The organism is Mizugakiibacter sp. (assembly GCF_039680435.1).
GTDB lineage: Bacteria > Pseudomonadota > Gammaproteobacteria > Xanthomonadales > Rhodanobacteraceae > Mizugakiibacter.
On the sequence record NZ_JBDKSX010000073.1, the window covers coordinates 23,141 to 44,154 of the forward strand.

Annotated in this window: 22 protein-coding genes; 5 read left to right on the top strand and 17 right to left on the bottom strand. The window is 72.8% G+C overall.

Annotation, left to right across the window (positions count from 1 at the left end):
- Positions 1-8: 8 nt before the first annotated feature.
- Both tesB and ABFC67_RS07665 read right to left on the bottom strand, forming a co-directional pair.
- Entirely contained in the window at positions 9-878 is an 870-nt protein-coding gene (tesB, locus tag ABFC67_RS07660; protein WP_346737404.1) for an acyl-CoA thioesterase II, read from the bottom strand.
- 46 nt (positions 879-924) lie between these two features.
- Entirely contained in the window at positions 925-1,485 is a 561-nt protein-coding gene (locus ABFC67_RS07665; protein WP_346737405.1) for an N-acetylmuramoyl-L-alanine amidase, read from the bottom strand.
- A 199-nt stretch (positions 1,486-1,684) separates the two neighbouring features.
- On the opposite strand from ABFC67_RS07665, the gene ABFC67_RS07670 reads away from it, so the two are divergent.
- The 3 genes from ABFC67_RS07670 to ABFC67_RS07680 all read left to right on the top strand — a co-directional run bounded on the left by ABFC67_RS07670 (position 1,685) and on the right by ABFC67_RS07680 (position 4,831).
- Positions 1,685-2,197 carry an alpha/beta hydrolase gene (locus ABFC67_RS07670; RefSeq protein ID WP_346737406.1) on the top strand — a complete coding sequence of 171 codons (513 nt, stop codon included), beginning with the start codon at positions 1,685-1,687 and terminating at the stop codon, positions 2,195-2,197.
- A 1-nt stretch (position 2,198) separates the two neighbouring features.
- Positions 2,199-4,373 (top strand): bifunctional 23S rRNA (guanine(2069)-N(7))-methyltransferase RlmK/23S rRNA (guanine(2445)-N(2))-methyltransferase RlmL, encoded by a 2,175-nt coding sequence (gene rlmKL, locus ABFC67_RS07675; protein WP_346737407.1) that lies wholly within the window; start codon positions 2,199-2,201, stop codon positions 4,371-4,373.
- 62 nt (positions 4,374-4,435) lie between these two features.
- On the top strand, positions 4,436-4,831 hold the full coding sequence (locus tag ABFC67_RS07680; RefSeq protein ID WP_346737408.1) for a hypothetical protein: 396 nt from the start codon (positions 4,436-4,438) through the stop codon (positions 4,829-4,831).
- 66 nt (positions 4,832-4,897) lie between these two features.
- Here the strand turns inward: ABFC67_RS07680 and ABFC67_RS07685 are convergent, their stop codons facing one another.
- From ABFC67_RS07685 to ccoN, 13 genes are all read right to left on the bottom strand, one after another.
- Positions 4,898-5,368 carry a DUF6491 family protein gene (locus ABFC67_RS07685; protein ID WP_346737409.1) on the bottom strand — a complete coding sequence of 157 codons (471 nt, stop codon included), beginning with the start codon at positions 5,366-5,368 and terminating at the stop codon, positions 4,898-4,900.
- A 170-nt stretch (positions 5,369-5,538) separates the two neighbouring features.
- A complete protein-coding gene (locus ABFC67_RS07690) occupies positions 5,539-5,814 on the bottom strand; it encodes a hypothetical protein (protein WP_346737411.1) in 276 nt (91 codons plus the stop codon).
- Between the two features lie 190 nt (positions 5,815-6,004).
- Positions 6,005-6,463, bottom strand: coding sequence for a Rid family detoxifying hydrolase (locus ABFC67_RS07695; protein ID WP_346737412.1), 459 nt, complete (start codon positions 6,461-6,463; stop codon positions 6,005-6,007).
- A 72-nt stretch (positions 6,464-6,535) separates the two neighbouring features.
- Entirely contained in the window at positions 6,536-10,150 is a 3,615-nt protein-coding gene (mfd, locus tag ABFC67_RS07700) for a transcription-repair coupling factor (protein ID WP_346737413.1), read from the bottom strand.
- Between the two features lie 99 nt (positions 10,151-10,249).
- Entirely contained in the window at positions 10,250-10,879 is a 630-nt protein-coding gene (locus tag ABFC67_RS07705; protein WP_346737414.1) for a GNAT family N-acetyltransferase, read from the bottom strand.
- Between the two features lie 84 nt (positions 10,880-10,963).
- Positions 10,964-11,692: a sulfite exporter TauE/SafE family protein gene (locus tag ABFC67_RS07710; protein WP_346737415.1), complete on the bottom strand. Its 729-nt coding sequence runs from the start codon at positions 11,690-11,692 to the stop codon at positions 10,964-10,966.
- Positions 11,689-11,883, bottom strand: coding sequence for a cbb3-type cytochrome oxidase assembly protein CcoS (ccoS, locus tag ABFC67_RS07715; RefSeq protein WP_346737416.1), 195 nt, complete (start codon positions 11,881-11,883; stop codon positions 11,689-11,691). The genes ABFC67_RS07710 and ccoS overlap by 4 nt, the downstream gene beginning before the upstream one ends.
- Positions 11,880-14,345, bottom strand: a complete 2,466-nt coding sequence (locus tag ABFC67_RS07720) for a heavy metal translocating P-type ATPase (RefSeq protein ID WP_346737418.1) — start codon at positions 14,343-14,345, stop codon at positions 11,880-11,882. Before ABFC67_RS07720 ends, ccoS begins: the two co-directional genes overlap by 4 nt.
- The gene (locus ABFC67_RS07725; protein ID WP_346737419.1) at positions 14,342-14,551 is read right to left on the bottom strand and encodes a hypothetical protein; all 210 of its coding nucleotides are present in this window, start codon (positions 14,549-14,551) and stop codon (positions 14,342-14,344) included. Before ABFC67_RS07725 ends, ABFC67_RS07720 begins: the two co-directional genes overlap by 4 nt.
- Position 14,552: 1 nt before the next feature.
- A complete protein-coding gene (ccoP, locus tag ABFC67_RS07730; protein ID WP_346737420.1) occupies positions 14,553-15,467 on the bottom strand; it encodes a cytochrome-c oxidase, cbb3-type subunit III in 915 nt (304 codons plus the stop codon).
- On the bottom strand, positions 15,464-15,640 hold the full coding sequence (locus tag ABFC67_RS07735) for a cbb3-type cytochrome c oxidase subunit 3 (RefSeq protein WP_346737421.1): 177 nt from the start codon (positions 15,638-15,640) through the stop codon (positions 15,464-15,466). The genes ccoP and ABFC67_RS07735 overlap by 4 nt, the downstream gene beginning before the upstream one ends.
- Positions 15,637-16,287 carry a cytochrome-c oxidase, cbb3-type subunit II gene (gene ccoO / locus ABFC67_RS07740; RefSeq protein WP_346737422.1) on the bottom strand — a complete coding sequence of 217 codons (651 nt, stop codon included), beginning with the start codon at positions 16,285-16,287 and terminating at the stop codon, positions 15,637-15,639. The genes ABFC67_RS07735 and ccoO overlap by 4 nt, the downstream gene beginning before the upstream one ends.
- A gap of 10 nt (positions 16,288-16,297) precedes the next feature.
- On the bottom strand, positions 16,298-17,764 hold the full coding sequence (gene ccoN / locus ABFC67_RS07745) for a cytochrome-c oxidase, cbb3-type subunit I (RefSeq protein ID WP_346737423.1): 1,467 nt from the start codon (positions 17,762-17,764) through the stop codon (positions 16,298-16,300).
- 206 nt (positions 17,765-17,970) lie between these two features.
- Between ccoN and ABFC67_RS07750 the strand changes: the two genes are divergently transcribed.
- Positions 17,971-18,879 (top strand): cation diffusion facilitator family transporter, encoded by a 909-nt coding sequence (locus tag ABFC67_RS07750; RefSeq protein ID WP_346737424.1) that lies wholly within the window; start codon positions 17,971-17,973, stop codon positions 18,877-18,879.
- Between the two features lie 60 nt (positions 18,880-18,939).
- On the opposite strand, the gene ABFC67_RS07755 is transcribed toward ABFC67_RS07750, so the two are convergent.
- Both ABFC67_RS07755 and rlmJ read right to left on the bottom strand, forming a co-directional pair.
- Complete coding sequence (locus ABFC67_RS07755) at positions 18,940-19,464, bottom strand: Slp family lipoprotein (protein WP_346737425.1); 525 nt, start codon at positions 19,462-19,464, stop codon at positions 18,940-18,942.
- Between the two features lie 128 nt (positions 19,465-19,592).
- On the bottom strand, positions 19,593-20,438 hold the full coding sequence (gene rlmJ, locus ABFC67_RS07760; protein WP_346737426.1) for a 23S rRNA (adenine(2030)-N(6))-methyltransferase RlmJ: 846 nt from the start codon (positions 20,436-20,438) through the stop codon (positions 19,593-19,595).
- Positions 20,439-20,648: 210 nt separating this feature from the next.
- On the opposite strand from rlmJ, the gene ABFC67_RS07765 reads away from it, so the two are divergent.
- Positions 20,649-21,008: a hypothetical protein gene (locus ABFC67_RS07765; RefSeq protein ID WP_346737427.1), complete on the top strand. Its 360-nt coding sequence runs from the start codon at positions 20,649-20,651 to the stop codon at positions 21,006-21,008.
- The last annotated feature ends 6 nt before the right edge of the window (positions 21,009-21,014 follow it).

Genomic DNA, 21,014 nt, shown 5'->3' on the forward strand with positions numbered 1-21,014 from the left:
CGGCTATTTTACTCCGTCGCTCGCAGGCGGATCAGGCCTTCCTGCGCGGTCGAGGCGACCAGGCGGCCGTCGCGGCTGTAGACGCTGCCGCGCGCCAGGCCGCGCGCGCCCGACGCGCTGGGGCTGTCGCAGGAATACAGCAGCCATTCGTCGGCGCGGAACGGGCGGTGGAACCACATCGCGTGGTCGAGGCTGGCCATCTGCAGTTCCGGCGTGAGGTAGGAGATGCCGTGCGGCAGCGTGGCGGTGCCGATCAGGTGGAAGTCGGACGCGTAGGCGAGCAGCGCGCGGTGCAGCACCGGCGAATCGTCGACGCGGTCGCGCAGGCGGAACCAGACGTGCTGCAGCGGCGGCCGCTTGGCCGGCCGCAATTCGTCGCGCGGCCAGACGTGGCGGAATTCGAAGCCGCCCTGCATGCCCAGCCAGCGCTGCAGCTTCACCGGCAGGTGCGCGAATTCCTCCGCCGGCAGCGGCTGCGGTGGCGCCAGGTCTTCCGGCATCGGCACCGCGGGCATCGAGAGCTGGTGCTCGACGCCGGGTTCGGCGACCTGGAACGACACCGCGCAATTCAGGATCGGCTGGCCGTGCTGGATCGCCACCACGCGCCGCGCCGAAAAGCTGTGGCCGTCGCGCGCGCGTTCCACCGAGTAGACGATCGGCGCGTCGACGTCGCCGGCACGCAGGAAGTAGCCGTGCAGCGAATGCGCCTGGCGCTCGCCGTTGACGGTCTGCTGCGCCGCCGACAGCGCCTGCCCGAGCACCTGTCCGCCGAATACGTAGCGCGTGCCGATGTCGCGGCTCTGGCCGCGGAACAGGTTGTCTTCCAGACGCTCGAGCGCGAGCAGGTCGAGCAGTTCGGCGACGACGGGCAGGGGCATGGGGCGCGATCCGCGAAAAACGGCCTGCCAGTATAGCGGGCGATCGTTACGGCTTCAGGCGCTCGAGGCCGCTGTCGGCCAGCACCTCGGCCCAGGGGAACAGCGGCCCGGGGTCGCGCTTGCGATGGACGCGCCTGGCCGCGTCGTCGCTGGCCGCCACCTCGGCGGTGTCGAGGTCCTCGTGGCCGGCGATCAGGCGCAGGTCGGGATACTCGTTGCGCAGACGGCCGAGCAGTGCGCGCAGGCTGGCGATCTGCGCCGCCGTGTACGGCTCGGTCATCGCCTGGCGGCGCGAATCCAGCCAGTCCGGATAGCGGCCGGTGTTGACCAGTTCGATGCCGATCGAGCGCGGGTTGTAGCCGCGCGTGTGGTGGGCGACGCGCGTGCCGGCGACGAAGCGGTACACGTTGCCGTCGCGGTCGATGTAGTAGTGGCCGCTGTTGCCGGTGCCGTCCGCGTACAGCACCTTCTCGCCGTAGCTGCGCGCGGCGGCGAGATCGGGCAGCTCGGTGCAGTGGATCACGACGAGGTCGACCGCCGACGCGGGGCGCGCTTCGAGCCGCGTCTCGTAGGGCAGCGGCCAGTCCAGAATGACGGGTGCGGGCATGCGCCGAGTGTGGCATGTGCGCCGCACGCGCGGGTAGGGCGGGCCACGACCCGCCGGCGCCGGGCTTGGCCGCGCCGGGCGCGTGCTAGCATGCGCGCATGCCCAGAAGACTTCCCGCGCCGGCCCGACCGCTGGCGGCATTCTCGCGTCCTCGCCGCGCGGCGCCGCGCGTGCGCCCGGCCGCGGCCGGATGCGCCGCATGAGCGGCCTCGTCGTCCTCTCGCACGGCCTGGAAAGCGGGCCGGACGCGACCAAGGTCAGCGCCTTGGCCGCCGTCGCCGAATCGCTCGGCTGGCGCACGCTGCGCCCGGACTACCGCGACCTCGACGCACGCGGCCTCGCCGCTGCGGCGCAGCCGCGCCTCGAGCGCCTGGTCGCGGCGATCCCGCGCGGCGAGCGCGTGCTGCTGGCCGGCTCCAGCTTCGGCGCGTTCGTCTCCGGGCTGGCCTCGCTCGAGCGCGCGGTCGCCGGCCTGTTCCTGCTGGCGACGCCGCCCGAACTGCCCGGCTATGCGCGGCCGTTCGCGATGGCGCCGCGCGTGCGCGCGATGCTGGTGCACGGCTGGCGCGACGAGTTGTGCCCGGTCGATGCGGCGATCGCGATCGCGCGCGGCCACGGCGCCGACCTGCTGCTGCTGGACGACGACCATCGGCTGTCCGCGCACGTCGAGGACATCGCCGCGCAGTTCCGTCTGTTCCTCGGGTCGCCGTGACGTGACCGCGTTCTTCGCGACCTGCCCCAAGGGCCTCGAATACCTGCTGCGCGACGAGCTGGCCGCGCTCGGCGCCGACGCGCACGAGGCGCTGGCCGGCGTGCGCTTCGAGGGCACGCTGGAAACCGCCTACCGCGCCTGCCTGGAGTCGCGCCTGGCCAGCCGCGTGCTGCTGCCGCTGGCCGAGTTCGACGCGCCGGACGCCGACGCGCTGTACGCCGGCGTGCGCGCGGTCGACTGGTCACGGCACCTCGCCGCCGACGGCAGCTTCGCCGTCGACGCGGTGTGCGCGCAGAGCGCGCTGACGCACAGCCAGTTCGTCGCGCTGCGCGTCAAGGACGCGGTGGTCGACCAGTTCCGCGAGCGCTTCGGCGCGCGTCCGGACATCGACGTCGAGCGTCCCGACGTGCGCCTCAACCTGCGCCTGAAGAAGGATCGCGCCACGCTGTCGCTGGATCTCGCCGGCACGCCGCTGCATCGGCGCGGCTGGCGCCAGGGCCAGGGCGAGGCGCCGCTGAAGGAGAACCTCGCCGCGGCGATGCTGCTGCGCGCGCAGTGGCCGGCGATCCACGCCGCCGGCGGCGCGCTGCTCGATCCGATGTGCGGCTCCGGCACGCTGCTGATCGAGGGCGCGTTGATGGCGGCCGGCGTCGCGCCCGGCCTGCGCCGCGACTACTTCGGCTTCCTTCGCTGGCGCGGCCACGACGCCGCGCTGTGGCAGCGCCTGCGCGGCGATGCCGAGGCGCGCGCCGCGGAGGGGCTGCGCGGGCTGCGCGCCTGCTTCTTCGGCAGCGACGCCGATGCGGCGATGATCGCCGCCGCCAAGCGCAACGCGCAGGCCGCGGGCGTCGCCGGCTTCGTCAAGCTCGAGCGCCGCGACGTGGCGCATCTCGAGCGCCCCGCCGGGCTCGACGCGCCGGGCCTTGTGATCACCAATCCGCCGTACGGCGAGCGCCTCGGCGAGCGCAGCGCGCTGCCGGCGCTGTACCGCGCGCTGGGCGAGCGCCTGCGCGAAGGCTTTCCCGGCTGGCGCGCCGCGGTGCTGACCTCCGACGCCGAGCTGGGTCACGCGATCGGCCTGCGCGCCGAGAAGCGCTACACGCTGTACAACGGCGCGCTGGAGTGCGCGCTGCTGTGCTTCGACCTGACGCCGCGCGAAGAGGCGCCGCGCGAAGCGAAGCCGCTGTCGGCCGGCGCGGCGATGGCGAAGAACCGCATCCTCAAGAACGCGCGCCACCTGCGCAAGCGCCTGGTGCGCGAAGGCATCACCTGCTACCGCGTCTACGACCAAGATCTGCCCGAATACGCCGCGGCGATCGACGTCTATACGGCCGTACCGGAAACGGCGCCGCAGGCGTCGCCGCTGCCCTGGCTGCACGTGCAGGAATACCAGGCCCCGGCCGACGTGCCCGAACACGTCGCGCGCGATCGCCTGCGCGATCTGGTGCGCGCCGCGGGCGAGGCGCTGGAGGTGCCGCGCGAACGCATCGCGGTGAAGCAGCGCCGGCGCGGCAAGGGCGGCGCCAAGTACGGACGCTTCGACGAACGCGGCGAATTCCTGCTGGTGGAGGAGGGCGGGCTGCGCTTGCGCATCAACCTCACCGACTACCTCGACACCGGCCTGTTCCTCGACCACCGCCTGGTGCGCGCCAGGGTGCGCGAGCTGGCGCGCGGCCGGCGCTGCCTCAACCTGTTCGCCTACACCGGCACGGCCAGCGTCTACGCCGCCGCCGGCGGCGCGCTCGAGACGGTCAGCGTGGACCTGTCCGCGACCTACCTCGACTGGGCCTCGCGCAATCTCGCCCTGAACGGCTTCAGCGGACACGCGCATCGTCTCGTGCAGGCCGACGCACTGGACTTCCTCGCCAACGAGCGCGGCCGCTACGGCCTGATCTACGTCGATCCGCCGACCTTCTCCAACTCCAAGCGCGCCGACGACTTCGACGTGCAGCGCGATCACGCGCGCCTGCTGGCCGCCTGCGGGGAACGGCTGGAACGCGACGGCGTGATCGTGTTCTCGAACAACTTCCGCCGCTTCCGCCTGGACGCCGAGGCGCTGGCAACGCGCTTCGTGATCGAGGACTGGAGCCGCGCCAGCATCCCGTTCGATTTCGGGCGGCGCGCCGACATCCACGGCTGCTGGCTGCTGCGCCCGCTCGCCTCCGGATCGGGTTAACAAGCGTTTCAGTGGCGATTCAGCGCTGCGGCGCAAGCATCCTTCGCAAACGGAGGTGGCGCATGAACATGCAGCGTGTACGGGTGGCCGGGTTGGCCGCGTTTGCCCTGGCGGCGTTCGCGCTGACGCCGTCGGCGTTCGCGCGCGGCCACGTCAGCGTGGGCGTCGGCATCGCGTTGCCGGGCCTCAGCATCGGCTATTCCGACTGCCATCATTGCGGCGGGCGCGGCTACTACGGCGGTTATTACGGCGGCTACTACGGCGGCGGCTGGTACCGTCCGGCCTACGTGGCGCCGGCACCGGTCTATTACGCGCCGCGGCGGGTGTACTACGCGCAGCCGGTGGTGGTCGAACGCGTCTACGAGACGCGCCGCGTCTACCGCGACGACGACGATCGCTACGACCGCCGCTACCGCGACGACGACCGCCGCGGCCGCTACTACGACGACGGCGACTGAGAGCCGCGAGGCCGTCTCCCCGATACCCCGCGCGGCCCGGTCGGCGACGATCGGGCCGCGGCGTTTTCAGCCGCCCTTGAGCAGCGCCTTGTAGCCGTCCTTGTCCAGCGGCCGCACGCTGGCGACGCGGCACAGCATGCCGCTTTCCGGCACCACCGTTTCGCCGCTGTCGCCGCACATGCGGCCGTCGGTGGATGGCGTCGGGCGGAACATCAGCATGCCGCCGTCCCTGAGGCCGTCGCAGTCCACGTCGAGCTTGACGTGGTAGTAGCCGTCGCCGGTCTGCACGGCGATGTCGCGCGCATCGACCGCCGTCCAGTGGCGGATGCGGCCTGGGTCGAGGCACATCGAAACCGGGCGCAGCGGCCCGTCGGCCGCGGCGACCGGCGCGGCGTTGGTGGCGGATCCGGTGCCGGCCGGCTGCGGAGCGGCGGCGGTACTGGCGGTTGCGGCGGGATCCTGCGCGGACGCTGCGGCGGCGAGGCCGAGCGCGCACGCGCAGGCGGCGGTGACCAGGGTACGGCGTATGGCGGGCATGCTCCCCTCCGCATGGCCATGGGGCTCGGAGGCGCTTCGCCGCCCCACCCCGGGTCGACGCTGCTGCGGCAGACCTGCGGACAGGCGCCCGGCGCCTCGTGGGGCAAGCATACCCCGATGGGTTCCGGCATGCAGGCCGCGATCGCGGCGCGACGACGAACGCGCGGCGGTCAGCGCCGCCTGACCGCGCGGCCGAGGCGCTGCTCCATCTTCGCCAGCGTGGCGCCGTAGTAGCGGCGGTAGCCGTCCGCGCTCATCCAGCCGGCGGGGCAGGCGACGCTGCGCACGTCCGCGGCGTCGAACCAGAGGAAGCGATAGCGGCCGCTGCACGGATCGCGCAGGCGCACGCGCGCCCGTGCGCCCTCGACCGCGCGCACGCGGCCGATGCGGCCGTCGGGCACGCGCACGCAATCGCCGAAGGCGGGAAGCGCCGGCTTGCGGGGCATGCGCCGATCATCCGCGCGCGCCGGCGCGACGTCCAGCGGCGGCGCGACCGCGCCATCGCGGCGCGTCCGCGCCGGAATCCCCGATGGGTGCACTGCGCCGGTCGGCGCGGGCGCTGCGTGCGCTGCGCGCACGTCGGCAGCAGGCAACGTGCGCGGAGCGCATGCTGCGGCAGGTGCGGGTGATCCGGGATCACCTGCCCGTGGCGGCGATGCACTCGACCTCGACGCGCGCGCCCAGCGCCAGGCCGCTGGCCGCCATCGCGCTGCGCGCCGGCAGGTGGGCCTTGAAGTAGCCGCGGTAGACCGCGTTGAACGCGGGCCAGTCCTTGATGTCGGCGAGGAACGCCGTGCACTTCACCACGTCGTCCATCGACGCGCCGCTGGCGGCGAGGATCGCGCGGATGTTTTCCATCGCCTGCTTCGCCTCGGCCGTGATGCCGCCGGGCGCCAGCGTGGTGGTGCCCGGCAGGTTGCCGATCTGGCCGGACAGGAACAGCAGGTTGCCGGCGCGCACCGCATCGGAGAACGGCAGGTCGTGCTGTGCGGTGGCCGGCGCGCGGTAGAACCGCGGCGTGTCGGCGGCGCGCAGCGGTGCGGCGAAGACCAGTGTGGCGAGGGCGGCGAGGGCGATGCGTGGCGGCAGCGGCATGGCGGCGTCCCGGTGGCGTGCGTGGCACCCTAACGCGGACGCGCGCACCGCGCCAGCGCGACGGCGCCGGGCTCAGGCGGCCTTGCGCAGGCCCAGCGTGTCGAGCAGTTGCTGCGCGGCGCGCAGGCGTTCGGCGGCGCCGGGCAGCTCCATGGCGACCTTCAGCTTGTCCTGGCCATCCAGCCTGTAGGTGCGCGGCTGCTGCTGGATCAGGCGGATCACCGACAACGGGTCGACGTTCGGCTTCTCGCGGAAGGTCACGCGGCCGCCGGCGGGTCCGAAGTCGAGCTTGCGGATGCCGAGCGGGGTGGCGCGCAGCTTCAGCTCGGTGATCGCGAACAGGTGCTTGACCGCATCCGGCAGCAGGCCGAAGCGGTCGATCATCTCCACCTGCAGCTCGCGCAGCGCCTCGGCGTCGGGCGCGCTGGCGATGCGCTTGTACAGCGTCAGGCGCGCGTGCACGTCGGGGAGATAATCGTCGGGGATCAGCGCCGGCAGGTGCAGCTCGACTTCGGTTTCGTGCTCGCTGCTGAGATCGAAATCCGGCACCTTGCCGCTCTTCAACGCGCGCACCGCGCGCTCCAGCAGTTCGGTGTACAGCGAGAAGCCGACTTCCTGGATCTGCCCGGACTGCTCCTCGCCGAGCAGTTCGCCGGCGCCGCGGATCTCGAGGTCGTGGGTGGCCAGGGTGAAGCCGGCGCCCAGTTCCTCCAGCGAGGCCAGCGCCTCCAGGCGCTTGCCGGCGTCGGCGGTCATCGCGCGGCGGTCGGGCACGACGAGATAGGCGTAGGCGCGATGGTGCGAGCGGCCGACGCGGCCGCGCAACTGGTGCAACTGCGCCAGGCCGAAGCGGTCGGCGCGGTTGATCACGATGGTGTTGGCGGTCGGGATGTCGATGCCCGACTCGATGATGGTGGTGCACACCAGCACGTTGAAGCGCTGGCGGTGGAAGTCGAGCATCACCTGTTCCAGCTCGCGCTCGGGCATCTGCCCGTGCGCGATGCGGATGCGCGCGTCGGGGATCAGCGCCTGCAGCTCGCGCGCGGTCTTCTCGATGGTGTCGACCTCGTTGTGCAGGAAGTACACCTGGCCACCGCGCGCCAGCTCGCGCTGGAACGCCTCGCGGATCAGCGCGGGGTCGTGCTGGGCGATGAAGGTCTTCACCGCCAGGCGATGCGCCGGCGGCGTGGCGATGATCGACAGGTCGCGCATGCCCGCCATCGCCATGTTCAGCGTGCGCGGGATCGGCGTCGCGGTCAGCGTCAGCAGGTCGACCTCGGCGCGCAGCTTCTTCAACTGCTCCTTCTGGCGCACGCCAAAGCGCTGCTCCTCGTCGACGATCACCAGGCCGAGGTCCTTGAACTTCACGTCCGCCTGCAGCAGCCGGTGCGTGCCGATCATCACGTCGATCCGGCCGTCGGCGAGCCTGGCCAGCGCGGCCTCGATTTCCTTTTTCGACTTGAAGCGCGAGATCACCTCGACGCGGATCGGCCAGTCGGCGTAGCGGTCGCGGAAGTTGTCGTAGTGCTGCTGGGCGAGCAGGGTGGTCGGCACCAGCACGGCGACCTGCTTGCCGGCGCTGGCGGCGACGAATGCCGCGCGCACCGCCACCTCGGTCTTGCCGAAGCCGACGTCGCCGCAGACCACGCGGTCCATCGGCCGCGGCGCGGCGAGGTCGGCGATCACCGCCTCGATGGCGGTGAGCTGGTCGGGCGTCTCCTCGAACGGGAAGGTCGCGGCGAACTGCTCGTACAGCGTGCGGTCGACGGCCAGCGCGGTGCCCGCGCGCGCCTCGCGCTGCGCGTAGATCGCCAGCAGCTCGGCGGCGACGTCGCGCACCTTTTCCGCGGCCTTGCGCTTGGCGCGTTCCCAGGCGTCGCCGCCCAGCGCGTGCAGCGGCGCCAGCTCCGGCGCGGTGCCGGTGTAGCGGCTGACCAGCGCCAACTGCGCGACCGGCACGTACAGCTTGGCGCCCTTGGCGTATTCGATGGCGAGGAACTCGCCGGGCATGCCGCCGACGTCCAGCGCGACCAGGCCCTGGTAGCGGCCGACGCCGTGGTCGACGTGCACGATCGGCGCGCCCAGCGCCAGCTCGGTGAGGTCGCGGATCACCGCTTCCGGATCGCGCGCGGCAGTGCGGCGGCGGCGGCGTTCCTGGCGCACTCGCTCGCCGAACAGCTCGCGCTCGGTCAGCACCGTCAGCGCCGGCGCGGCCAGCGCGAAGCCCTGCTCCAGCGGCGCGACGGTGATGGCGAAGCGCGGCGCGCCCGCGGCGCTCGCCCGCTCGCCCTGCCCCTCTCCCAAGCGGGGATAGGGGATTGCATCCGCGGCGACTCCCGTGCCCGTCTTCTCCGGCGGGGGAGCGAGGGTCGAACCCGTGGTCGCCATCTTGTCTCCCTCTCCCCGGCGGGGAGAGGGCTGGGGTGAGGGGGGAGCGGCGAAGCCGCTCCAGCTTTCCGCAACGACCGGACGCAGGTCCGCGACGGCGAGCTGCTCCAGCAGCGCCTCGCGGCGGCCGGCGGTTTCGGCGGCGACCAGCACGCGCCCGGGATAGGCGTCGAGGAAGCGCTTCAGTCCTTCGGCCGGCGCCTCGCCCTTGCGGTTGATCGGCAGCTCCGGCGCGGGCTGCGTGCCGAGCGCGACCGCGTGCGCGTGATCGGCGCCGACGATGTCGACGCGCAGCGGCTTGTTCAGCGCCTCGCGCAGCTTCTCCACCGGCAGGTACAGCTCGTCGACCGGCAGGATCGGCCGTTCGATGTCGTGCGCGCGCTGCTCGTAGCGCTCCTGCGCCTGCGCGCGGAAACGCTCGGCCGCGTCCAGCGCGCCCTCGCCCAGCACGAACAGCGCGTCGTCGCCGAGGTAGTCGAACAGCGTCTCGGTGCGCTCGAAGAACAGCGGCAGGTAGTACTCGATGCCGCCGGGGGTCACGCCCTCCTTCATGTCCTGGTAGAGCGGACAGCGGCGGATGTCGATCAGGAAGCGCTCGCGCAGGCGGTTGCGGAAGCCCTTGGCCGCCTCGTCGGTGAGCGGGAACTCGCGCGCCGGCAGCAGCTCGACCGCCTCGACCTGCTGCTGCGAGCGCTGCGTCTCGGCGTCGAAGGTGCGGATCGAGTCGATCTCGTCGTCGAACAGCTCGATGCGATACGGCTCCGCCGCGCCCATCGGGAAGATGTCGATCAGCGCGCCGCGCACGGCGAAGTCGCCGGGTTCGGCGACCTGCGGCACGTGGCGATAGCCGCTGGATTCGAGGCGGCGCTGTTCGCCGGCGAGGTCGAGTTTCTGCCCGCGCCGCAGCGCCAGCCCGGAGCCGGCGATGAAGCTGCGCGGCGCGAGGCGCTGCAGCAGCGTGGCGACCGGCACCACCAGCATGCCGCGGCGCACCGACGGCAGCCGGTACAGCGTGGCGATGCGCTGCGAGACGATCTCGGGGTGTGGGCTGAACAGGTCGTAGGGCAGGGTTTCCCAGTCCGGGAAGTGCAGCACCGGCAGCTCGGCGCCGGCGAACACCGCCAGTTCGTCCTCGAGCGTGCGTGCGCGCTGGGTGTCGCGTGCGACGAACACCACCGGACCCGCGTGCCGGCGCGCCGCCCCGGCCACCGCCAGCGCCAGCGCGGAGCCGTGCGGCGCGGCCCAGTAGCGGCGCTGTTTCGGATCGGTCGGCAGCGGTGGCGTGATCAGCTCGGGCATGGGTACGGCAAACGCAGTGCGGCGCCGGTCGCCGTCGGGCGGCCAGCGCGGGCACAGAAGCGCAATTCTACCGCGAAGCCGCGGTACGGCGCGCCGCGCTCACAGCGCCAGCGCGACCTTCACCGTGCCGGCGTCGCCGGGCACCAGGCTGCGCCGGAAGCCGAGCTCCTCGCACAGTTCCAGCATGCGGTGGTTCTCGGCCAGCACGTAGCCCCACAGCTCGGCCAGGCCGCGCCGGCGGCATTCCTTGATCAGCCGCGCCATCAGCAGCGCACCCAGGCCGCAGCCGGTCCAGTCGCGCTCGACCAGGATCGCGAACTCGGCGCTCTCGGTGGTGGCGTCGATGTAGACGCGCGCCGCGCCGTGGATCTCGGCGCGCTGCGGCGGCGCGTCCTCGGTGAGCACGAAGGCGGCTTCGCGCTCCCAGTCGATGTCGCACAGGCGCGCGGCGGTGCTGTCCGACAGCGTGGTCAGCACGTGCAGGAAGCGCATGCGCACCTCGTCGGGGGACAGCCGCTGGAAGCAGCGCTGCAGCGCCGCGCGGTCGGCGGCGCGGATCTGGCGCAGGCGCAGCAGGCGGCCGTCCTCGAGGCGCACCAGTTCGCCGCGCTCGTCCGCGGCCGGCGGCGGCGTCTGGAAGCGGGTGCGGGTGGGCGGCGGCAGCGCGGCGGCGTGGATCGGCACGGGCACGCCGTAATGGTCGCGGATGGAGGAAGAGCTCGCAGTCATGCGCGTATGCTGCATTGCGACATTGGAGCAAACCACCTAACCCGGACGCGCCCGGTTCAGGGCGGTTTCACGCGCGCGGCGCGCTCAGTGCGCGCCCGTCGCGCAATCGAACGGCAGCAGCGCGACCGGCACGCCGAGGTGCGCCAGCCACGGTCCGGCCAGGGTCAGGCCGGCCATGGTCAGCAGCGCCGCCGCCACGCCGCGGCGCAGCGCGGTGCGCTGCAGCAGGCGCGGCAGCAGGCTGCCGCCGAACGCCGCGGCCAGCATCGAGGGCAGCGTGCCCAGGCCGAACGCGACCATGGTCGCCGCGCTGGTCCACGGGCTGAAGCTCGACCAGGCCAGCAGCAGCACGGTGTAGACGAAGCCGCACGGCATCCAGCCCCAGATCAGGCCGAACGCCAGCGCCTTGGTCGCGCGATCCACCGGGAACAGCGCGCGTGCGCGCGGCGCGAGGCGCATCCACAGGCGCGTGCCGACGAAGCGCTCGGCGACGCCGTGGCCGCCGGACAGGGCGAACGCCGCGGCGACTAACGCCGCCGCGGCGAGGATGCGCAGGACCAGCCGCACGCGGGTCTGGTCGAGCGCGCCGTAGAGCAGCGCGCCGAGCGTGCCGAACGCCAGCCCGGCCAGCGCGTAGCCGCCGATGCGGCCGAACTGGTAGGCGACCAGCAGGTGCGGGCGCGGGCGACCGTTGGCGCCGCGCCTGGTGGCCAGCGCCAGCGCGCCGGAGATGCCGCCGCACATCAGCACGCAGTGGCCGGAGGCGGCCAGGCCCAGCAGCAGCGCGGCGGCGATGGTCGGCGTGCCGGTCATGGCGCGTCGTCCTGCGGCGCCGCGTCGTCGCGCGACGTGGCGGCTTCCGGCGGCGGATCCTCGGTCAGCGGCAGCAGGCGCGGCGTGTCCATGTCGTCGAACTGGCGGTGGTTGACCGCCCAGAAGAACGCCGCGCCGGCGCCGACCATCAGGATGATCGACAGCGGGATCAGCACCACCAGCACGTTCATGCGATGGCCTCGCGGGCGTGCGCGTCGCGGCGGCGGCCGATGCGCAGCGCGTTCAGGATCACCAGCAGCGAGCTGGCCGACATGCCGATCGCGGCCAGCCACGGCGGCACGAAGCCCAGCGCCGCGACCGGCACCACGGCGAAGTTGTAGGCCGTCGCCCAGCGCTGGTTCTGGCGCAGCACGCGCAGCGTCTGCTGCGCCAGCCGGCGCGCGGCGGGCAGCGCGTCCAGATGCTCGCCGCTGAGCACGATGGCGCTGGTCGCCTGCGCCAGTTCGGCGCCGTGGCCGAGGCTGACCGCGACGTCGGCGCCGGCCAGCACCGGCGCGTCGTTGACGCCGTCGCCGACCATCACCACGCGCGCGCCGCCGCGGCGCAGCGCTTCCAGGCGCGCGAGCTTGTCCTGCGGGCGCTGGCGCGCATGCCAGCGCGTGATGCCGAGCGTCGCGGCCAGCGCTTCGACCTTGGCCGGCGCGTCGCCGCTGAGGATCTCGACGGTCAGTCCCTGCGCGCGCAGCGCCGCGACCGCGGCGCCGGCGTCGGCGCGCGGGCGCTCGGCGAAGTGCAGCGTCGCCAGCGCGCCGGAGGCGTCGGCCAGCACCACCGCGTCGGCGCGCGCATCGAGTGCGGCTTCGGCGGCGCCGGCGAGGGCAAAGTCGGGGCGGCCGAGGCGCAGCCGGCGGCCGTCGACCACGCCTTCGAGACCGAGGCCGGCGCGCGCGACGGCGTCTTCCGCCTGGCGCAGCGGCAGCGTCGCTGCGGCCGCGGCGATCGCCTGCGCGACCGGATGCCGGCTGCCGCGCGCCAGCGCCGCGGCCAGCGCCAGCGCGGCATCGGGCGCCAGCCCGGCGCGCGCGTCGATGCGGTCCAGCGCCAGCGCCGGATCGGTCAGCGTGCCGGTCTTGTCGAACACCACGTGGGTCGCCGCGGCCAGCGCCTCGACCGCGTCCGGGCGCACCACCAGCACGCCGCGTCCGGCCAGCACCGCCAGCGCGCGGGTGATCGCCGCCGGCACCGCCAGCGCGAACGCGCACGGGCACGACACCACCAGCACCGCCAGCGACGCGGTGAACGCGCGCGCCGGATCGACCAGGCTCCACAGCAGCGCGGTCAGCGCGGTCAGGGCCAGCACGCGCGCGACGAAGCGCGCCGCGGCGCGCTCGCCGGCGGCGGCGAGGCGCGGACGCGCGGCCTGCGCGCGCGCGGTCAGCGCGACGATGCCGGCCAGCACGGTGTCGGCGCCGACGCGCTCGACGGCGACGCGCGCCGGTCCCTCGACCACCACGCTGCCGGCGACCAGCGCATCGCCGCGGCGCTTCGCCACCGGCTCGGATTCGCCGGTCAGCAGCGCCTCGTCGACGCGGCAGGCGTCGCTTTCCAGCACGCCGTCGGCGGGCACCGCGGCGCCTTCGGCGACGTGCACGCGGTCGCCGGGCACGAGTTCGATCGCGCCGACGCGCTCCAGCGCGCCATCCGTGCGCACGCGGTCGGCGCAGGCCGGCGCCAGCCGCGCCAGCGCGTCGGTGACGTCGCCGGCGCGGTGGCGCGCGCGCATTTCGAGGTAGCGCCCGGCGAGCAGGAAGAACACGAACATGCTGACCGAGTCGAAGTACACCTCGGCGCCGCCGCGCAACGCCTCGACCAGGCTGGCGGCATAGATCAGCGCGATCGCCAGCGCCACCGGCACGTCCATGCCGAGACGGCGCGCGCGCAGCGTGCGCCAGGCGCCGGCGAAGAACGGCTGCGCTGCGTACAGCACCACCGGCGTCGCCACCAGGAAGCCGAGCCAGCGGAAGAAGTCGCGGGTGACCGCGTCCATGCCGTCGAACGCGCCGATGTACAGCGCGACCGCGTACATCATCGCCTGCATCGCGCCCAGCCCGGCGACCAGCAGGCGTTTCTGCGCGGCGTGCGATTCGTCGCGGCGCGCGTCGTCCAGCGCCTGCGCGTCCAGCGGGCGCGCGCCGTAGCCGGCGCGGGTCAGCGTGTCGAGCAGGGCGGGCAGCGGCGTGCGCGTCGCGTCCCACTCGATGCGCGCGCGCCGCGCGGCGGCGTTGACCTGCACCGCGGCGACGCCGGGCAGGGCGCCGACCGCGCGTTCGATCAGCCACACGCAGGCGCTGCAGCGCATGCCGTCGACCAGCACGCAGACCTCGCTGCGGCCGTCCTCGCGCGTGCGCACGACGTGGCGCGCCAGCTCCGGGCGCGCCCACGGCGACGGCGCCGCGGAGGGCTCGGCGGCGCGCGCCGCGGGTTGGTCGCGCAGGCGGTAGTAGGCACCGAGGCCGAGGCGGTCGATCCATTCCGCGGCGGCGCTGCAGCCGGGGCAGCAGAACGGGCGGCGCACGCCGGCGATGTCGGCGTAGCGCGTGGCGGCGGGGTCGAGTCGCTCGCCGCAGTGCCAGCAGGCGTGCGCCGGCGCCGCAGCGTGCGGTCGCGCCGTGGCGACCGCCGCCGCGTTCATGGCGCGGCCTGCGAAGCCGGCGGCGCCGGCGGGGTGCGCGCCACCGGCACCCGCAGTACCTGCGCGCCTGCGACCGGCAGCGGCTCGTCGGCATAGCGCGCGGCGATCACGATCGTCGCCACGCACGCGCCCAGCGTCAGCAGCGCGATCGCCGCGGCGAACCACAGCAGCGGCGTGCGGTACCAGGGCAGCGGCGTGGCGGACATGTCACTGGCTCGTGGCCGGCGCGCGGTGCGCGTTGGCGTAGACCCAGGCGGCGACGGTGCGCGCATCGTCCTCGCCGAGGCGCGCGCGCCACGCCGGCATCTGCCCGCCGCGTCCGTGGCGGATGGTTTCCTCGACGGTGGCGAGATCGCCGCCGTACAGCCAGATGTGGTCGGTGAGGTTGGGCGCGCCCACCGCCTGGTTGCCCTTGCCGTCGGCGCCGTGGCAGGCGGCGCAGACGGTGGTGAAGATCGGCTGCGCGGCGGCCGCCTTGGCGGCGTCGTGCGGCGCGCCGGACAGGCTCAGCACGTAGTTGGCGAGGTTGGCCACGCCGGCCTCGCCGAACGCCTCGCCGAACGGCGGCATGGTGCCGTGGCGGCCGTCGAGGATGCTGGCGAGGATGGTGTTGCCGTCGCCGCCGTACAGCCAGTCGGCGTCGCTGAGGTTGGGCGCGCCGAGCAGCGGATTGCCGTGCGCCTGGCGGCCGTGGCAGGCGGAGCAGTTGTCCTCGAACAGGCGCCCGCCGAGCTGCACCGCCTGCGGGTCGTGGGCGAGCTGCTCGACGGTGTAGAGCTTGAAGCGCTGCATCAGGTCGGCAAGCTGCACCTGGTTGGCGGCGGTGTCGCGCGCCAGCTCGCCGTGCGCGGTCCAGCCCAGCAGGCCCTTGAAGCGGCCGAAGCCGGGGTACAGCGCCAGGTAGGTGAATCCCGCGGCGAACATGCAGGCCGACATCACGAACCACCAGCGCGGCAGCTTGCGCACGCCCTCGCGCAGCACGCCGTGCGCCCACACGTGGCCACTGGTGCCGTCGGGCAGCGTCGGGATCTTGACCCGCGTGCCCCACAGGAACAGGAACAGGGTGATGCCCATGTTCAGCACCACCAGGAACATGACCCATGCCGACCAGAACATGCTCATGGCCGATCGTCCTTCTCGTCGTTGCCGTCCGCGCTGCCTTCCAGCGGCAGGCGCGCGAGGCGGTCGAATGCGTGCTTGTGGCGTGCGTTCCAGGCCCAGATCCAGATGCCTATGAAGGTCAGCATCAGGAGCACGGTGATCACGCCGACCAGGTGGCCCCAGATCGGATTCATCGCGCGCCCGCCTGCGCCGTGGCCGGCGCGTGAGGCTCGTTGTCGACGCCGAGGCCCTGCAGGTAGGCGATCAGCGCGTCCATCGCGGTCTTGCCCTTGAGCGCCTCGGGCGCGGCGGCGATCTCGGCGTCGCTGTACGGATCGCCCAGCCGGCGCAGCGTGCGCATGCGCGCCTGGATGTCGGCGGCGTCGATGGTTTCCCTGGCCAGCCACGGGAACGCCGGCATGTTGGAGTCGGGCGCGACCGCGCGCGGATCCATCAGGTGCAGGCGTTGCCAGGTGTCGGAATACTTGCCGCCGACGCGCGCCAGGTCCGGGCCGGTGCGCTTGCTGCCCCACTGGAACGGGTGGTCGTAGACCGACTCGCTGGCCACCGAGTAGTGGCCGTAGCGCTGGGTCTCGAAGCGCAGCGCGCGGATCATCTGCGAATGGCACAGGTAGCAGCCTTCGCGCACGTAGATGTCCTTGCCGGCCAGGCGCAGCGGGTCGTAGGGCTTGACCCCTTCGGCCGGGTGCACCTTGTGCGCCTCCATGAACAGCGGCGTGATCTCGGCCAGGCCGCCGAGCGAGACCATGATCGCGATCAGGATGCCGAGCTTGCCGGCGTGCTTCTCGATCGCCTCGAAATACTTGTATCCACCAGCCATGACGCGCTCCTCAACCGGCCGCCGGCAGCGGCGCCGGCACCTGGTGCGGTACCGGTTCGGGAATCGGCACCGGGATGGGCGTGATCAGCCGCTTGCGCGCGTGCGCCGCGGTGTGCCACAGGTTCCACGCCATCACCAGCATGCCGGACAGCACCAGCACGCCGCCGAGCATGCGCGTGATGTACAGCGGGTGCACGGCGCGCAGGCTGTCGAGGAAGCTGTAGGTCAGCGCGCCGTCGGGCTGCGTCGAGCGCCACATCACGCCCTCGGTGATGCCGGCGGCCCACATCGAGATCACGTACAGCAGCAGGCCGCAGGTGTGCAGCCAGAAGTGCAGCTCCATCGCCCGCGTCGAGTGCATCGCCGGGCGGCCGAGCGCGCGCGGCGCCATCGCGTACAGCGAGCCGATCGTGATCATCGCCACCCAGCCGATCGAGCCGGAGTGGACGTGGGCGATGGTCCAGTCGGTGTAGTGCGAGAGCGAGTTGACGGTCTTGATCGCCATCATCGAGCCCTCGAAGGTCGACGCGGCGTAGAACACCAGCGACAGCACCATGAACTTGGCTGCCGGATCGGTCTTCAGCTTGTGCCAGGAGCCGTTGAAGGTGAGCAGGCCGTTGGCGGCGGAGCCCCAGCTCGGCATCAGCAGCACCAGCGAGAACGCCATGCCCACCGACTGCACCCAGTCCGGCAGCGCGGTGTACATCAGGTGGTGCGCGCCGGCCCACATGTACACCGAGATCAGCGCCCAGAAATTGACGATCGAGAAGCGGTAGCTCCACAGCGGCTGTTGCGCCTGCCGCGGCACGAAGTAGTACATCATGCCGAGGAAGCCGGCGGTCAGGAAGAACGCCACCGCGTTGTGGCCGTACCACCACTGCACCATCGCGTCGACCACGCCCGAGTAGATCGGGTAGGACTTGGTCAGCGATACCGGCAGCGCCAGGTTGTTGACGATGTGCAGCAGGCCGACCGCGACGATGAACGCGCCGTAGTACCAGTTCGCCACGTAGATGTGCTGGATGCGCCGCCGCGCCAGGCTGCCGAAGAACACCGTGCCGAAGCTCACCCACACCACCGCGATCAGGATGTCGATGAACCACTCCGGCTCGGCGTATTCCTTGCTCTGGGTGATGCCGAACGGCATCGTCGCCATCGCCAGCACGCAGACCAGTTGCCAGCCCCAGAACGTGAACGTGGCCAGCCGGTCGAACGCCAGCCGGGTGTGGCCGGTGCGCTGCACCACGTAGTAGCAGGTGCCCATCAGCGCCGAGCCGCCGAAGGCGAAGATCACGCCGAAGGTGTGGTCGGGGCGGATGTGGCTGAAGGTCAGCCACGAGGTGTTGAAGTTGAGCGCGGGCCAGGCCAGTTGCGCGGCCGCGAACACGCCGATGGACATGCCGACGATGCCCCAGACGGCGGCAGCGAGCAGGAACAGGCGTACGACCCGGTCGTTATAGGTCTCGGTGGGATGCATGGGGAGGTTCCCGAAGCGCCGGGCGGCGGCATTGTGCCGATGCCGTAGCTTGCGCAGGTTGATGTACGTCAATGATGCGCCCGAATGCCGGGAGGGAGGGTGCGGCAATTGGTCGCGTCGCCATGACCTGGGGCAGGCGGCCGCGGCTGCATGCGGGCGCAGCGCTGCTAGACTGCGCGGCCTCCGCCGCCGCCGCCGCCCCGTCGATGTCCGCACCCGCCAATTCGCTGAAGGCGATCTTCTTCGCGCTGGGCGCGAACTTCGCTATCTTCCTCGCAAAGCTCGCCGCCGCGTTGCTGACCGGCTCGGGCGCGATGCTGGCCGAGGCGGTGCATTCGCTGGCCGATTGCGGCAACCAGGGGCTGCTGCTGCTCGGGCTGCGCCAGGCGCGGCGTCCGCCGTCGCCGGACTATCCGCTCGGCTGGGGCAAGTCGCTGTACTTCTGGTCGTTCCTGGTCGCGCTGCTGCTGTTCAGCGTCGGCGGCATGTTCTCGATCTACGAGGGCCTGCACAAACTGGCCGCGCCGGAACCGATGAAGTGGCCGTGGCTGGCGGTCGGCGTGCTCGCCTTCGGCGTGATCGCGGAAGGCTTCTCGATGTGGGGCTGCCTCGGCGAGATCGACAAGTCGCGCGGCGGCGCCAGTCTGTGGCGCTGGTTCCGCGACAGCCGCGCCAGCGAGCTGATCGTCGTGTTCGGCGAGGATCTCGCCGCGCTGCTCGGCCTCGGCCTCGCGCTGCTGGCGGTGCTGCTGACCGTCGCTACCGGCAACCCGATCTACGACGCGCTCGGCACGCTGGCGATCGGCGTGCTGCTGGTGGTGATCGCGGTGTTCATCGCGATCGAGGTCAAGGCGCTGCTGATCGGGCAGAGCGTGGAGCCGGCGCGCAAGGCCGAGATCCTCGGCTTCCTCGAGGCGCGCGCGGAGATCGGCCGCGTGTTCAACCTGATCACCCTGCAGCTTGGCCCCGACGTGATGGTGGCGGTCAAGGCGGAGATCGCCCCCGAACACGTCGCGCGCGGCGTGGTCGGGGCGATCAACGCGGTCGAGCGCGACCTCAAGGCGCGCTTCCCGGAAGTGCGCTGGAGCTTCTTCGAGCCCGACGTTGCCGATTGAGCGCGCGTCGGCCGGGTAGCGCGCGCTGCGCGCACGGCCGCTGGGCCCGGGCGTCGCGCGTCAGCGCCAGCCCTTGATCACGCCGATGCCGATGCCGAAGTGCACGTCCGGCTTGCGGCTCTGCAGCTCGTCCGGGGTCCACAGGTGGGCCTGGCCGACCTGCACCAGCGGGAACACATAGTCGTGGTCGCCGACCTTGCCGGCGCGGGTGCCGTTGAGATGCCCGATCAGGGTCATGAAATGCCCCTCGGGATAGTCGTAGCGCTCGACGTAGCCCGGCATCACCGCGAGGAAGCGCCCGCTGGCCGGCTGCGCTCCCAGCGGGCGCTGCGAGCCGTCCAGCGGGTAGGCCAGCACCTCGATCTCGCTGCGATCCGGATAGTTGTTGACCGCGATGATGCGGCCGCCCCACACCACCTCGGCGTTGCCGTAGCGTTCGGGCGCATCGGCGACCTGCTGCGGCGGCACCGTCAGCGTGGTCGGCGAGACCTTGTAGATCGGCGCGGGCGCGCAGGCGGCCAGCATCAGCAGGGCGGCCGGCGCGAGCAGGCGCAACGGAGCACGGAACATGGCGTACGAACGCATGGTGGCGGCCTCGTGGTGTCGGGCGATCCGGCGCGGCCGGACCGCGCGCCTATCTTCCGCTTCCTTCATCCGGAATCCCATAGGGCGGGCGGCTGCGGGGCGCGCGGGCGATGCCTCGCGCTTCCGCCCTACGCCCGCTCGCCGGTCAGGCGTTCCAGGCGCTGCTGGCCGCCGTCCGGCGCCAGCAGGCGCGCCAGCGCGGGCAGGATCGCGGCGAGCCGGCGCTCGAACTGCCATGGCGCGTTGACGATCGCCATGCCCGCGCCGTTCAGGCGCAGCGCGGTGTTGTCGGGATGCACCAGCAGCTCGGCGACCCACACGTTCTTCATGCCGCTCGCCGCCAGCCAGCGGTGGAACGGCAGCACGTGGCGGCGCAGCTTGATCGGATACCACACCGCGTAGACGCCGCCCGGCCAGCGCTTCCAGGCGTCGGCCAGCGCCGCCTCGATGGCGCGGAATTCGTCCTCCTGCGCCTCGAACGGCGGATCGATCAGCACCAGGCCGCGCTTCTCCGCCGGCGGCAGCAGCGCCTTCAGCGCGGCGTAGCCGTCGCGCTGGTGCACGTGCACGCGCTTGTCGTCGCGGAACAGCGCGCGCAGGCTGGCCGCTTCCTCCGGATGCAGCTCGCACAGCACGGCGCGGTCGTCCGCGCGCAGCGCCTGCGCGGCGAGCAGCGGCGAGCCGGGATACACGTCCAGCGCGTCGCCCGCGTTCAGCGCGCGCACCTGGTCGAGGTAGCGCTGCAGCGGCGGCGGCAGCGCGTGCGCGGCGGCGAGGCGCAGCACGCCGCCGGCGGCTTCGCCGGTCTTGCGCGCTTCCTCGCCGCCCAGCAGGTAGCGGCCGCTGCCGGCATGGGTGTCGAGGTAGCACAACGGCGCCGGCTTCGCCTGCAGCGCCTCGATCAGGCCCAGCAGCACGGCGTGCTTGAGCACGTCGGCGAAGTTGCCGGCATGGAAGGCGTGGCGGTAGTTCATGCGTCCCGATGGGGTGGCGGACGCGCAAGTATAGGCAACCCCCGTGCGAGCGGGCCGGATGGAGCGATTCCGTGGGGGCGGCTGCGGCATCTGCGCCGCGGTCGCGGTTGAAACCGCGACCGCGAGAAGGCAGACGGCTGGCGCCGCGGCGTCGGGCGTGGGGCCGGCTCCGGCGTTGAGCACGGCCGGCGGCGCGGCTAAGCTGCGGGCATGTTCTCCCGTCGCCGCCGCTGCCTGTTCCTGCTCGGCCTGCTGGCCGTGCTGCTGCAGGCGTTCGTGCCGGCGTTGGCGATGCCCGTCGCCGCGCACCGCGGCGACGCACACGCGCATGCGATGTCCGCCGCGATGGGCGGGCACTGCACGGAGCGCTCCGCGCACGGCTGCTGCGCCCATGGCCAGGGCGGCGATTGCGCGTCGATGGGCGGCTGCGCGCCGTCCGTGGTCGCTCTCGCGCTGGCGCTTCCGCCGCCGCTGGCGCCGCCGCGCGCCATGCGCGCGCGCTGGCCGGCGCACGCCGCCGCGCCGACGGCGCTACCCACCGCGCCACCACTACAACCACCAACCACCTAACGCCCT